This is a genomic window from Leptospira ilyithenensis, from assembly GCF_004771005.1.
Taxonomy (GTDB): Bacteria; Spirochaetota; Leptospiria; order Leptospirales; family Leptospiraceae; genus Leptospira_A; species Leptospira_A ilyithenensis.
Window position 1 is genome coordinate 486,899 of the sequence record NZ_RQHV01000061.1, and the last position, 13,755, is coordinate 500,653.

Here is a 13,755-nt window from a genome sequence, read left to right on the forward strand (position 1 = left end):
TTCCTATCGATCCTTTTCCCAATTTTGAAAAGCTTTCTTCACTTCTTCATAATCATTAAAGTCAGTTTTTGTTTTTCCGATGATTTGATAGGTTTCGTGGCCTTTTCCGGCAACAACGAGGATCCCATCTTTTTCCAACATGGAAATTCCTTGTTCAATGGCGGACCTTCGATCCACCACGGTTTCATACCTTCTAAATCCTCTGGAAAATCCGGATTCCACTTCGCCTAAAATGGATTTAGGATCTTCCGTTCTAGGGTTATCGGATGTTAGTATAACAAAATCGGAATATTCTTCCGCAATCCGGGCCATCATCGGTCGTTTTGTCCGATCCCTGTCTCCGCCACAGCCGAATAAGCAAATCAATTGTTTCGGAAGGATTTCTTTGCAGCTTTTTAGAATGTTTTCCAATGCATCAGGAGTATGGGCATAATCGATCACAGCAATACGACTGTTATCTGACGAAGGGATGACCTGAAACCTGCCCGGAACGGTCGGGATGGACTCGATTGAGTGAAGTATATTTTCCCAAGGAAGTCCCAATTCGAAAGAGATAAATGCCGCAAGGCTAACATTAAATATATTGAAATTTCCTAGTAGGTTTGTTTTTACCTTTCGAACTTCGATAAAAGGTACGTCTTTTTCCTTTCTATGAAGTCGGAACTCGCTCCCAGTTAGGGAGAGTTTTGTATGTGAATAATTGAATTCGCCTGAATTCCCCATCAGATAGATGGGAGATTTCAACTCGGCTGCTATCAATTTTGTTATCATAAGATCTCCCCCGGGAACATCGGAGGCAACAATTCCGAACTTATTTGTAAGGGACGAAGATTCTAATATTTGGAATAATTTAAACTTACTATCCAGATAATCTTCCATTGTGGAATGAAAATCAAGATGGTCCTGGGTGAGATTGGTGAATGCAGCACCTTGCAATTCCAGACCGGATGTTCTTCCCAATTTCAATCCATGGGAACTCATTTCTATAAAAACATATTCCACTCCCGCATCTACCATATCTTTTAAGATCAGATTTAAGGAAGAAGAATCAGGCGTAGTGTAACCGGTCTCAAGTATCTTATCCAGGATCCGTATATGAACGGTTCCGATCAGACCGCATTTTTTTCCAAGGGTTGACGCTATGTGAAATAAAATAAAAGTAAGAGATGTTTTTCCGTTGGTTCCGGTGATCCCTACAAGTTTTAATTTTTTACTTGGGTTTCCGGAAAGTAAAGATGCGATCTTACCATGCACATCTCCCACATAACCTTCCGCTTCCAATATATTCGTAAATCCTTCTATCCCGGGAATTTTCAATTGGGAAGAAGAAACTAAAATCGAATGAACTCCCAAATTTTTTGCAGACTCTATAAACTTGGGGTAATTTTCCGCCTGACCTTCCGGCAGAACGAAAATATCATTCGGTGAAAGTTTGCGAGTATCTGCCCAAATATAATTTATATCAAGAAAAGCGTCCCCTTTTCGAACTTTAATTTCGGGGATTCTTTTTATGATCTCTGCAATTTTCAATGAATCGTATCCTTTAAGTTAGGTTCCCTGGGCAATTCGATCGTTATGATTCGGTTGCCGAGGCTAATGGGCAAATATTGATATGTTTTACGATACAATGCTTCTATTCTTTCGGCAGAGGTGTAGGAGACAATTCCGATTTTCAACTCATCGTTTTTACGAACCAATTCTTCTTTCTCTGTATTTTTCTGATGAATGAGTCTTTTCAATCTTGCTGTTTCCAACCCTTGCCAAACCAGAAAATAGAATAAAAAATAAAAAGGAGCGAGATACAAAATCGGATACAAAGGAAGAAAGAAATCTTTGTACGAGCCTTTGATCTTTTGAAAACTGAAAGGAAAATGAAATTTCATCCTATAGATTCTATCGGAAGGATTCTTTTTAAACCTCTCAGCTTTGCGGATCTGGAAGCTCGATTGGAGCGAATTTCTTCGTCCGTGGGCAAAATCGGTTTTTTTGTCAGAATGGAAAAATCATCCTGATCTTTCAAATCCCGAAACGTCCATTTGACAATTCTGTCTTCCAGAGAATGAAAGGAAATACATGCAATCACTCCTCCGGGGTTTAATAGAGACGACAAAGAACGAATTCCTTTTTCTGCATGTTCCAGTTCAGCATTTACCTCAATCCGGAGAGCCTGGAAAACCTTTGTGGCTGGGTGGGCTTCTTTGGGCCAAAGCTTTCTGGGAATGGACCCTTTTACCAGTTCCGCCAAATCCAAATTGGTCTCGAATTTTTTTTTGCGGCGAACTTCTATAATGTTATTTGCTATTTTTAACGCCCATCTTTCTTCTCCATAGTCCCAGAATATTTTTTTTAAATCGAGGACGCTGCTGGTGTTTACGATGTCCGCGGCCGTCTTCACACCGAGCCTGGGTTCCAGCCGCATATCCAAAGGTTCTTCCTGTTTGAATGTAAATCCGCGGCCAGAATGTAAAAAATGGAACAAAGACACTCCCAAATCCACTAGTATTCCATCAAGACCTGGGCATCCGATTGCATCCAAAACTTCTCTATCGATGTCTGAAAAGTTCAGATTGTAGGGAAATACTTGTCTCTCTAGGGGAAGGTTTGCTTTTGCTCTTTCCAACATCACCGCATCCCGATCTACCAGGATTAAATGGCAGTCTGGAAATCGTTCCAGAATCAATCGGGAATGCCCTCCTTCTCCTGCAGTTCCATCTAAAAACCATTTGGGAGAGGACGACTCGGTTTGGGAGAGAAGTTGGATCACTTCTTCGGGAAGAACAGGGATATGAGGAGAGAGAGACACGTATGACTTTCTTTCTCGAATACTTTCAAAATCCTTGCAATCTATAAATGAGTGAAGAATCATGAAAGTAACGATGGCGCAATTTGAGGAACACTCTCATAGGAAGAATTTATTTAGCGTAAGTAAGCTCAAATATGCAAAGGGAGACAGACCTGCGGTTGATTGTATCCTATGCGGTGTTAGAGACAAAGAAGAGATCGTTCCCAATCTATCCATTGCCAGTACGGAACTTTCCGTAGTTTCCGTTAATTTATATCCTTACAATCCGGGTCACATCATTATTTTTCCCAAAAGACATATTCTTTCTTATACCGAACTCACGGAAGAAGAAGCTTTGGATATCCACAGATTGACCGTAAAGACCTTAAAAGTATTGGAAAGACAATGGAAGGTTCAAGGTTTTAACCTGGGTTATAATTTAGGAAAAAACAGCGGTGGTTCCATTCCTCATATCCATGAGCATATTGTACCAAGATTTCCCAATGAAGCGGGGTTTCTTGATGTATTTGCAAACACGAGGGTTGTTATTTACGAACCGTACGCAATGCTCGAAGAATTGAAAAAATTTTGGGATTTGGAAGCTTAATTCTTTTTCTGATAAACTGTATGCCCTAAAAATTTAAACCGATCGGAAATTCCGAACATGGTTTCGGAATGACCTAGTACCAGAAATCCTAAAGGTTTCAACAATTCTTCAAATTGAGAAAACAATACTTTTTGAGTTTGTTTGTCAAAATAAATCACTACATTTCTGCAAAATATCAAATCCAGTTTTTCTTTGAAAGGAAACGGGTGATGCAATAAATTGATTTGTTTGAATTCTATCAGATTTTTCAAATGAGGCTTTGCTTCGTAATAAACTTGATCGGCTTTGATATGTTTATTGAAGTGTTTTTGTTTCATTGCCTCACTAACAGGCTCAAGGCGATCTGCTTTGTAAAATCCGTCTTGGGCTGTGTTCAACACTTGGGTATCAATATCGGACGCGTAAATTTTTAAATTCCAACCGGGTTTATTTGCAAAATATTCGTAGACTGTAATGGCAATGGAATACGGCTCTTCTCCGGTGGACGCGGCAGAACACCAAATACGCAGAGATTTGTTTCCCAGAGTCTTGGACTGTTCTTCACATTCAGGGAAATACGTATTTTTTAAAAAATCAAAATGATGGTTTTCTCTGAAAAAGTCGGTTTTGTTTGTAGTGATCCGATTGATGAGTTCTTGCATCTCTTCACTTGCAAACTTGGGATCTTTTTTCAGTTTTAGAACATAATCTTCATAACTGGCAATATTGAGAGTGCGAAGCCTTGCATTCAGTCTGGATTGAACCATGATCTTTTTGTGAGGGGCGAGAAATATACCTGCTTGTTTGTAGACCAAATCTTTAATGAATTCAAATTCCGGGTCACCGATTGTATTTAAAACTGCTCTAAAATCCAATGTATCCTCTCATTCATGTCATAGGTTTTCTTTACTCTGACAAGCTGTTTTTTTAATATAGAAATGGACTATGAAAATCGGAATTGTAAAACACCTAAATGCCCGTCCTCTTACTTATTTTTTTGAAAATCATCCTGATTATGAAATTGTTTCCGACAATCCTAGCTTTCTGATTGAAGAACTGAAGGCGGGCAAGCTGGATTGTGCCCTTATTTCCTCGATTGAATGCGAAAGAAACAGTCAAAATCTTTCCTATTCCAAATCCGTGGGAGTTTGTGCCAGGGAAGTTGTACGTTCCATTCTGTACTTTGAAAACAAAAACGAACCGCTTCCTCCGAAAGAAATCCATACCGACAGCGGCTCCCGCACAAGCGTTGCACTACTTCAATGTATATTTCATCTTGTTTACGGTTTTACTCCCAAGGTGATTCCGACAGATGCCAAAGAAATCAATCTTTTTATGGAGAAAAACAAAGGATCTCATTTGTTATTCGGAGATCACGCTTTATTGCACAACGCTCCCGGAGATTATCAGATCTATGATTTGGCATCCTGGTGGAACCAGATTACGAAAACTAACTTTTGTTTTGCGTTTTGGGCTTATCCGAAGTCAAATCCGATTGAGGATTCGTTTTTTACAAACGCCTTGGAATACGGTTTGGAACATATAGAAGAGATCATTCATAAGGAAACAAGACTTCCTACTGCCATCGTTGACCGGTATTTACGGAAGGAACTGCATTATTATCCTGACAAGTTGAATTTGGACGGATTTCAACTGTACATCGATACTTGTAAAAAAATAGGAATTTTGAATTAAATTAATAAAAGCGGATTTTGTAATCCCAAGATTTTGCATCTTGGTTTTCAATCGTATCTTGCAAAGGAAATGCATAAAGAACATTTCCAAGACCCACAAAACCCCGATTCGAACTGCATTCCGAATCTTTAGGAAAAAGAACCCTGAATTGGATTTTTCCTTCTTTTAACAGTCGTAAGGTTTCCGTGATGATCTTTTTTTCTCCGGCACTAGTATTCTGCACAATCGTATCTGTTAGGTTGGGGAATTCCCTTTTTACATTCAAGGACTTCCCTTTTGTTTTGATACTCAAGTTTCCGAGTAAAATCCCATCCAATAAACTAGGATCTTCGAAATCGATTTTATAAGATATCTTTGCTTTTCTTTTGAAAAAAGGATCGGCATTTTCCGATTTTTCCAATTCGCGAAATGTGAAATCTCTAAGCTGCAAACTATTATTCGTTTTGGATTTCAGCTTTGCTTCGATGGACATTTTGTCCGAAGGAAGAAATTTGATAAGTGAGTCCATCGACTCTTTTTTCAGTGGAACGATATAAGAAATTTCCACAGTTCCGGAACTGGATTTACGAAATAAAATGGTTTCTTCATATTCGAAACAACCGAATAAAGAGAGTAAAAATAAAGGAATTAAGAAGCGAACCACAACTATGGCTTCCCAGTTCGGGAAGCCAAGGTCAAGGATTATTTGGAAACCGGGTAAGCTTCGTTTCCGTGTTCTAAAATATCCAATCCGACGAGTTCCTCCTCTTCTGAAACCCTTAAGCCAAGTGTATATTTGAAAATCAGAAAGATAAGAAGACTTGTTCCAAATGCCCAGGCAAACACAATACCGACTCCGATTGCCTGAACAATCAATTGATTCCAGCCCCCACCGTAAAATAGGCCGGTATTGAGATTGAAGAGTCCGCAGGACAAAGTCCCCCAAACCCCGCAGATACCATGAACGGAAACCGCGCCCACAGGATCATCGACTTTGATCTTGTCAAAGAATAGGACACTAAAAACAACAAGTATGCCCGCAACGGCACCGATGATCACGGCACTACCGATGGTAACTCCGTCGCAAGGTGCGGTGATTGCCACAAGTCCGGCAAGTCCACCGTTCAAAGTCAGACCAATGTCAGGCTTTTTAAACATAAGCCAGGTTGTAAACATTGCCCCTAAAGCCCCCGCAGATCCTGCCATATGGGTCACTACCGCAATCGCTGCAAAACTTCCCCCGTCTACGGAAGTAGTAGAACCAGGGTTAAATCCGAACCAACCGATCCAAAGAATAAATACTCCGAGCGCCGCCATAGACATGTTATGCCCTAGAATCGGATATACCCTTCCGTCAGATTGGTATTTTCCAAGTCGCGGCCCAAGCACGATCGCTCCTGCAAGCCCGGCCCATGCTCCCACACTGTGAACCACGGTGGATCCCGCAAAGTCCAGGAAATTAACTCCTTCTTTGCCTGCCTCCGCGCCAAAATTGATTGTTTCTAAAAACCCGGGATTTCCAAAAAGTCCGCCCCACATCATGGAACCTGAAATCGGATAAATAAAACCTGTAATGAGAAAAGAGAAAATAATATAAATCGGAAATTTGGTTCTTTCTGCAAGTGCCCCCGATACAATCGTTGCCGCTGTAGCCGCGAATGCCATCTGGAAAACGAAAAAAGTATATTTGGAAGGATCGAAACTTCCGTCGCTTGCACTTAACATGCTATCTGCGATAGCAGGGGTTCCCAAAACAAAACTATCCCATATTTTAGGCCCGAACAAAAGGGAAAAACCAATCAGCCAAAATGCCATTGCACCGACAGTCATATCCGAAAAGTTTTTCATAAGGATGTTCACTGTGTTTTTTGCACGAGTGAATCCCGCCTCTACATAAGCGAAGCCTGCTTGCATAAAGAAGACCAAAAAACCGGCAATACATGTCCATAACCAGTTTGTTTCATCTCTTAAAGTAGAAAGACCTGCTTTCAAACTGGCAAGTTCATCGGCCGTAGACACGGTTGTTTTTTCTTCTGCCGATGTTGGCACGGCTTCCGAAGAAACGGAAGACACAAGCACGATCGTTAAAAACAGAAGAATCAGTGTTTTTGAGATTCTTATCTTTGTCATTGTTATTCCTTTTACCTAACTGGCCTTTTGGGCAATCCCCTCTAACTTCACAAGAGAAGCTTTGAGCTCTGTATTTTGCGGCGTGTTTTTCACACCCTGTTGTAAAACTTTAATCGCTTTCGGTTTCGCATTTTCTTTTAGATAACATTGCGCAAGTAAGATGCTTGCTTTTGCAAAAGAGTGATCGGAAGACAGTGCCATTTTCAGAGCTCTTTTGGCTTCCGAAATTTTGCCTGCCTTGTAATAGGCGCGTCCCATCATAAAATGAGAAGCCGCTGTTGTGTCCCCCGATGTTTTCAAATACTCTTCCAAATAGCGAATTGATTCCAGATAATGTCCGTCACGGTAATTGATTTTACCCAAAAACATCAGCGTTTCTTTCAAAGACGGTTCTATCGAAAATGCTTTGGAGGCAAGTGCGTAAGCATCTTCCGATTTCAATTTTGCATTTGCCTGTTTCGCCATATGAATGTAATGCGAAGCCTCGGGAAGAGCATCATTACAATGGAGAAATAAATACGAAAGGTCGTCTCCGATCGGAGCCGGGCCTTGATATTCTTTGAAACGGTTTAGGAATTTCAAAGATAATGTTTTTAAATCGAATTTACCCTTTCCTTCTATGATCAGTTTTTCCCGTTCGTCATGCAGCCAGCTCAACAAACGTTCCACTCCTGCTTCCTCTTTTTCGGGATTTCTTTGTTCGCTGAATCCGTCCGATATCAAAAGCAGAAAATCACCGGGTTCCAAACGTCCTTGTTTTTCCTCATAATCAAGTTTGTTTACCGGAAGAATTCCCAAAGGAACTCCCTTTGTATCGTATTGTTCGAAAATATCATCTGCAGCTTTGTAATGCAGCATTCTTTGGTGGCCGGCATTTACATAACCAAAACTATAATCACTGAAAATTCTAACTAAAAATGCAGTGAAATAAGTCGATTCCGGCAATTGTCCTCTGAGATTTTCACCTAACTCTTCCATGATTTCCGTGAGTCCGAGACCTGCGAGAACGGATCTTCTGAATTGGTGGTGAATTGCCATAGTCACAAGGGCGGCAGGAATTCCATGACCGGAAACGTCGATATTCATTGCAGTTAAGGAATGTCCTTGTCTTACAATGTCCACCAAATCGCCGCTCACTTCCGCCATAGGTTCGTAATGGGTGGCAAAGTCTACGCCGTTCCAAGGACTTAAATCTTGCGGTAAAATCTGACTTTGTACATTTCTTCCCATCTTCAAGTCCCATTCCAACTGGGTGAGGATGGCTGCCTCTCTGGCACGTGCGGTAACTAACCCCTCTATCAACCTAACGCTCGATAGAGCAAGAGCCAGTTGAGAGGTTAATGCTTCTAAAATTTCCAAATCATCCTGGATATAAAAGTTTTCCCGATTGCTTTCAACAGCCAGGCACCCCAATGACTCTTCTTTCTGCATAATAGGAACACACATTACGGAACGGGTCTTTTCTCCCTCGTCGATAAAATCGGGAGAACGGGTCAGGTCGTTTACCAAAATGGAATTTCCAGATTGAAATACCGTTCCGGAATAACCCTCACCGGCTTTTAAGTTTCTTCTGGGTGGTTCGGTCTCGACTACAAACTTAACAGGAACCAAAAATTCACCATCCCATAACCGGAGTGTGGTATTATCTGATTCAAAAATCTCCTGACAAATGGAAATGACTTTGGAAAAAAGTTGATCTTCTTTGTCTGAGTTGGCAAATTCTTTGGAGATATAGAGAAGGATGGAAATTTTATCTTTATCAGTTAAACCTCCGACGACCTTGTTTTGTCCTCGGAAGTTGACTAGCATACGTTTAGATACTTTAAAATCAACCATAGGTGGTACCTTTATCTACTTTGATGCAAAAATCGTACCGACTAAGCAACTAGTTGAAAAAAGCCTATTTCTCACATATTTTTCTACAAACTGCCCAAATAATTGACAAGCAACATTCTTTGATTTTAGAAAATGGGCAATTTGCTTAGATAGTGATCTATTTTATGTCTTCTTGTTTCTCGATTTCCGGTTCCCAAGCATGTGTAAATTGAAAACCTACCTTGGTTTCTCTTGCATAGGGAGAAATCATTCCTGTAAGTCCCGTTTGTTGAAGATACACCCCTCCCCAGAATCCATTTCCGAGTACGGAAGGTAAAATTTCTCCTGATGCTCCGATCGATGCACCTAAAGATTTATACAAAACTCCTTCCTCTGTAGGATAAGCAACCGACGTAATGCCTGTTAGGAGGCTGAGTTTGGGAAAAGGAAGATAACCGATCCCCAAACTTCCCGTATAGGAATCTCTTAACAAAAAAGGAGGTTTTTCTTCGATCCCGTTTTGAGAGAACATAGCTCTTTCCCAAAAAGTCCGAACCAATTCGCCGTAGAGAAAAAATTCAGAATTGATTTGGTATTGCGCTCCTACGGACATCCTTTCCGGCAATCTTTCCTTTAGTTTTTCAGAGCCGAGATAATTTTCAAAACGATACAATCCCGGAGATTCGGCGATCAAACCGAAATTCCATTTTCCAAGTATCAGTCCGGCGCTCACGGAAAGATTCCAGGAATATGAGCTGTAACCACCCGGACGATTGGACATGCTAGGCCCGAGGTTCACACCTAAATAAATGTATTCCGTAAGTTCGTAACTTACGATTCCGCTGAGGGCATAGTTTTCCATTCGATTGTCCGCTTCAAAGAAACGATTGTAGATAGGTTTGAGCCGGACACCTACACCCCATTTTTCTCCCAAACGATAAAATCCTCCTCCGCCCAAAAGAAAAGAGGATGAGCTTCCTCTGCTTTGCGAAGTCCCGATGTTTGCATCTACGGAATTTGTTTTTGAATTCATTAGAAAGGAAGTATTGCCATGTAAATTGGACATTTGATGGCGAAGTCCCGCACCTACTGAAAATAAACCGGCGTTATATGCGGAAGATTCGCTGGATGTATAACCTGAAAATTGAGCGAGTAAAGAAAAATGGGAAAAACAAGATAAGATCAAAAATAAAAAAAGAAACAAATTGATTCTTTTTGAAACGGTGAAAATCATTTTACCGTCATCAAACCGACTATTTCATGGAAAGAAAAGGGATTATTTTTCCGATGCCAGAGCCAATGTTCAAACAATTCCGTTCTCCACAAGGTTGGTATTCTCTACTTTATCCTGCCGATTGGGAATTTATGGTCGTGGAAGAAATTCCTGCCTTTTTTCGTGAAGACGGATCGGGAGCCCTCCAATTTTATGCATTCGAATCGAAGCAGGATCGTTTTGATTCAAGTCTGGAACTTAGCAATTATCTCAAAATTCATGAAATTGACTATGATGAAGACAAAGTTGCCCATTTTGAAAATAATGAAGGTTCTTCCATACGTGCATGTGAATTTCAAAAAGAAGATCGCGTTTGGCTGGTTTATCTCATTGCAAATGACAAAAGAATGTTACTTGCCACATATAACTCGGATGAAGCCGTAGAGGACGATTTATTTCAAAACCTTTCTGACATCATTAGCTCAGTTCGTTTTCTATAATTTTTTGTACTTTACAACTCTTTTTCTTTCGGAGATTCTTTTCCAGATTTTCTAACCATTATCTAGGGAGTTTTTCATGAAAAAAATAATTTACGCAGTGGGTGGACTCTTGGGTTTACTGATTGTGGTTTTAGTATTGGCACTTGTTTTTGCGGGAAGTTTTTTAACCAACGAATTTTTAGTAAAACAAATCGAATCGGCGATCAGTGTCCGTGCCAACGTTGATAAGGTTAATATCAATCTTTTCAGCGCACTTTCAAGTATAGAAGTAGAAGGAATCCAGCTTGGCTATAGAGACGAAGTAGCGAACAAAGGCACACCACTTTCCGAAAGAAAACCTCTCTCTTCTCCCGTAATTTCCATCAAAAAAGCCGACATCAAATTATCTTTACTTGGAATCTTATTAAAAAAATTCGAACTTAAAAAACTGGTGATCGAGGAACCGAAAGTTTCCATCATTATGTTTGAGAACGGTAGTAACAATCTACAACCTCTCTTCAAAGCACCAGCTCTAGTGAATGGAGAACCGAATCCGGCATTGACACCGGAAGCAATCGCGGAACGAAAAAGAGAAGAAGCGGAAGCAAAGGCGGAAGCGGATAAAGAACCTTCCAAACCGTTTTCCGCAAAAGACATCCCTGTTGCCATCAAAATGGGGTTAGTTGGTGTTCAGAATGGAGACATTCAAATCACAATGAAAAAAACAGGACAGGTGATCCTCCTCAAATCACTTGATTTCGAATTGAAAAACATCGACATTGACGGAAGCGATTTAAAAGAACACAATCATGTGGGTGTAAACCTCGATACGGAAGCATCGATCATAGGTAGATCGAAAAAAGAAGCAGCCAAATTCATTTTGGAAACGGAGGGAGACGTAACTCCTTTCATTGAAAAATCGGGACTAGTGAATCCAAAGGTCGACTACGAAGTTACCATGGAAAGCGGTTCATTTCTTTCGGGATTTGCTGCATTCGATGCCATCTCAGGAAATCTGCCATTGCTCAACCAAGCAGGTTTGAAATTGGATAAACTCACTGAAAAAGCCGAACTGAAAAAGGATGTGAGTTTCAAAGTTTCTTATAGCAACGGTAAGGTGACATTTTTAGACGAGCCTACTTTTCCTACTAAAAATTATGATTTGCAGATCAACAAAGGATCGTATTTAGTCATCACCAATAATAATCATGAAATGAAAATGGGTGTTTTGTATGATGAAGATGAATCCAAAAAATCAATAGCGGGAGTGGATGAAAAAATTGCTGCTGCGACAAAAGGACAGGGAAATCCGAAAGAACTTAGAAACAAACTTTTGGGAAATGTGATTAAAGACGATCGAATCAATATCCCGTTTAAAACTTACGGAGACATTCGCAACCCGAATGTTACGTTAGGTGTCGAGATCGGATCGTTATCAAGCCTCATCGGAGGTGCTGTTAAAGATTTGATCAAAGGAAAAGCTGGCAATGCTTTAAAAGCAGTTCCGGGAGCAGGAGACGCTTTAAAAAAATTCGGTTTTTAATGTAGTTGAATTCACGATATAGATAAGGGTTTGGATTTCCCTAACCCTTATCTATTTTTTTATCAATCCTTTCTCTCTGTTTAGTCAAAAAACCAACACAAAAAACATACAGGCGGACACAATTATGTCGACCGACTAATGCCGGATATTTGCCCGTTCGGGATATGATTGACATGATCCGATTTTAAATAGGTATAGGTGGATCGGGAAAATGTATGTTGCCGATTTTTAAAAAGACTTTCCCGGTTGGGATCAAATAGAGATAGATAGCATGAAAAAAGTAGTAATACTAACAGGCGCCGGCGGAGGGATCGGAATTACCACGGCGAAAGAACTTCAGAAAGAAGGTTATCTTCTTTGTCTGACCGATCTGCCAAAAAGTTTGGAATCATTGAAAAAGAACCACCCCGAATTGATAAAAGAAGCGAGTCTTTTTCCATGCGATATCCGTGATCTGAAACAAATCAAAAAAACAATAAAGAGCGTCATTGCTAAATTCGGCAAAATCGACATCCTTATCAACAATGCAGGTGTTATGCGACCGGAAGGTTTTATTGAAACAAGTTATGAAGAAATAGAAGAACAAATCCAGGTCAATTTATTCGGAACAATTTATTTTACGAAAGAATGTTTTCCCTTTTTGAAAGTATCCCAAGGAAAGATCATTATCATTTCTTCCTTGGCGGGCGTGGTTCCCGCACCCAATCATTCTATTTATTCAGCGACTAAATTTGCTCTGAGAAGCCTTTCTTTATCACTCGGCTTGGAATTGAAATCTCATGGAATCGGAGTAGTTTCCGTTCTTCCCGGCACAATTGATTCACCGATGACAAATTATATGGCTGCAAGAAATAGCTCCCCTATGGCGTATCTCAATCCGCCCATATCTCCTACCTATGTCAGCCGCGCAATCCGAAAGGCAATAGATTCCAAGTCTCCCGAGATTTACGTTCCTTATTCGCAAGGGTTAATGGCGAAGATCGGTTTGTTTTCTCCGTCGTTACTTTCAAAAATTTATCCTATGATGGCGAAAAAAGGAATTTCCAATCTTAAAAAATGGAGCGAAGAAGGAATTTTTAAATGACTATGATTGAGTTTCCAATTCGGAAATTCTCTTCAGTTCCGAATTCATTGCAATATGTACGGATCGTATTTCGGATTGGATATAATTTTTCAATAGATTCGGCATCCATCCGGAAAGAATTGCCTTATGGGTAAATGTCAGTTTGTTTTGGCTTGTCTTGGAAAATTGAAATCTATGATCTCCGTAAAATATAAATTTCGGGAAGCCGCCTTTCCAACTGATTTCTTCGTAAGGAATGTACGCATAAATACTTACCATAGTCGGAAGATAAACGGATTTGAAAAAATAATCGAAAACAAAAACCTTTCGATTCAATTCGACTTTGCCAAGAACCTTCTTAATAAACGGGTTCCATTTAGGAAAGTCCCTAAAGTCAGTAAAACGATTCCATACTAATTCCGTTGGAGCGTTTATTTCGATAGAAGTTATTATTTCTTGCTCTTTCACTT

At 40.2% G+C, this 13,755-nt stretch carries 14 protein-coding genes; 5 read left to right on the plus strand and 9 right to left on the minus strand.

What is annotated here, in order from left to right:
- Positions 1-3 precede the first annotated feature (3 nt).
- The 3 genes from EHS11_RS15655 to rsmH are packed head-to-tail and all read right to left on the minus strand — an operon-like array spanning position 4 to position 2,803.
- Complete coding sequence (locus tag EHS11_RS15655) at positions 4-1,530, minus strand: UDP-N-acetylmuramoyl-L-alanyl-D-glutamate--2,6-diaminopimelate ligase (RefSeq protein ID WP_135765299.1); 1,527 nt, start codon at positions 1,528-1,530, stop codon at positions 4-6.
- Positions 1,527-1,883 (minus strand): hypothetical protein, encoded by a 357-nt coding sequence (locus EHS11_RS15660; RefSeq protein ID WP_135765300.1) that lies wholly within the window; start codon positions 1,881-1,883, stop codon positions 1,527-1,529. Before EHS11_RS15660 ends, EHS11_RS15655 begins: the two co-directional genes overlap by 4 nt.
- Entirely contained in the window at positions 1,880-2,803 is a 924-nt protein-coding gene (gene rsmH / locus EHS11_RS15665; RefSeq protein WP_135765301.1) for a 16S rRNA (cytosine(1402)-N(4))-methyltransferase RsmH, read from the minus strand. Before rsmH ends, EHS11_RS15660 begins: the two co-directional genes overlap by 4 nt.
- Before the next feature lie 73 nt (positions 2,804-2,876).
- Between rsmH and EHS11_RS15670 the strand changes: the two genes are divergently transcribed.
- Positions 2,877-3,389, plus strand: coding sequence for an HIT family protein (locus tag EHS11_RS15670; RefSeq protein WP_135765302.1), 513 nt, complete (start codon positions 2,877-2,879; stop codon positions 3,387-3,389).
- On the opposite strand, the gene EHS11_RS15675 is transcribed toward EHS11_RS15670, so the two are convergent.
- Positions 3,386-4,243 (minus strand): CheR family methyltransferase, encoded by an 858-nt coding sequence (locus EHS11_RS15675; RefSeq protein ID WP_135765303.1) that lies wholly within the window; start codon positions 4,241-4,243, stop codon positions 3,386-3,388. The genes EHS11_RS15670 and EHS11_RS15675 overlap by 4 nt on opposite strands.
- A 70-nt stretch (positions 4,244-4,313) precedes the next feature.
- Between EHS11_RS15675 and EHS11_RS15680 the strand changes: the two genes are divergently transcribed.
- A complete protein-coding gene (locus tag EHS11_RS15680; RefSeq protein WP_135765304.1) occupies positions 4,314-5,063 on the plus strand; it encodes a menaquinone biosynthetic enzyme MqnA/MqnD family protein in 750 nt (249 codons plus the stop codon).
- Between the two features lies 1 nt (position 5,064).
- Here the strand turns inward: EHS11_RS15680 and EHS11_RS15685 are convergent, their stop codons facing one another.
- The 4 genes from EHS11_RS15685 to EHS11_RS15700 all read right to left on the minus strand — a co-directional run bounded on the left by EHS11_RS15685 (position 5,065) and on the right by EHS11_RS15700 (position 10,221).
- Complete coding sequence (locus tag EHS11_RS15685) at positions 5,065-5,706, minus strand: LIC11874 family lipoprotein (protein WP_246047946.1); 642 nt, start codon at positions 5,704-5,706, stop codon at positions 5,065-5,067.
- A 38-nt stretch (positions 5,707-5,744) separates the two neighbouring features.
- Positions 5,745-7,172 carry an ammonium transporter gene (locus EHS11_RS15690; RefSeq protein WP_135765305.1) on the minus strand — a complete coding sequence of 476 codons (1,428 nt, stop codon included), beginning with the start codon at positions 7,170-7,172 and terminating at the stop codon, positions 5,745-5,747.
- 15 nt (positions 7,173-7,187) lie between these two features.
- On the minus strand, positions 7,188-9,008 hold the full coding sequence (locus EHS11_RS15695) for a SpoIIE family protein phosphatase (protein ID WP_135765306.1): 1,821 nt from the start codon (positions 9,006-9,008) through the stop codon (positions 7,188-7,190).
- Between the two features lie 157 nt (positions 9,009-9,165).
- Complete coding sequence (locus tag EHS11_RS15700; RefSeq protein ID WP_135765307.1) at positions 9,166-10,221, minus strand: hypothetical protein; 1,056 nt, start codon at positions 10,219-10,221, stop codon at positions 9,166-9,168.
- A gap of 53 nt (positions 10,222-10,274) precedes the next feature.
- On the opposite strand from EHS11_RS15700, the gene EHS11_RS15705 reads away from it, so the two are divergent.
- The 3 genes from EHS11_RS15705 (at position 10,275) to EHS11_RS15715 (ending at position 13,306) form a co-directional block, all read left to right on the plus strand.
- Complete coding sequence (locus EHS11_RS15705) at positions 10,275-10,700, plus strand: hypothetical protein (protein ID WP_135765308.1); 426 nt, start codon at positions 10,275-10,277, stop codon at positions 10,698-10,700.
- Between the two features lie 76 nt (positions 10,701-10,776).
- Positions 10,777-12,222 carry an AsmA domain protein gene (locus tag EHS11_RS15710; protein WP_135765309.1) on the plus strand — a complete coding sequence of 482 codons (1,446 nt, stop codon included), beginning with the start codon at positions 10,777-10,779 and terminating at the stop codon, positions 12,220-12,222.
- Between the two features lie 271 nt (positions 12,223-12,493).
- On the plus strand, positions 12,494-13,306 hold the full coding sequence (locus tag EHS11_RS15715) for an SDR family NAD(P)-dependent oxidoreductase (RefSeq protein WP_135765310.1): 813 nt from the start codon (positions 12,494-12,496) through the stop codon (positions 13,304-13,306).
- Here the strand turns inward: EHS11_RS15715 and EHS11_RS15720 are convergent, their stop codons facing one another.
- On the minus strand, positions 13,307-13,753 hold the full coding sequence (locus EHS11_RS15720) for an SRPBCC domain-containing protein (protein ID WP_135765311.1): 447 nt from the start codon (positions 13,751-13,753) through the stop codon (positions 13,307-13,309).
- Positions 13,754-13,755 lie beyond the last annotated feature (2 nt).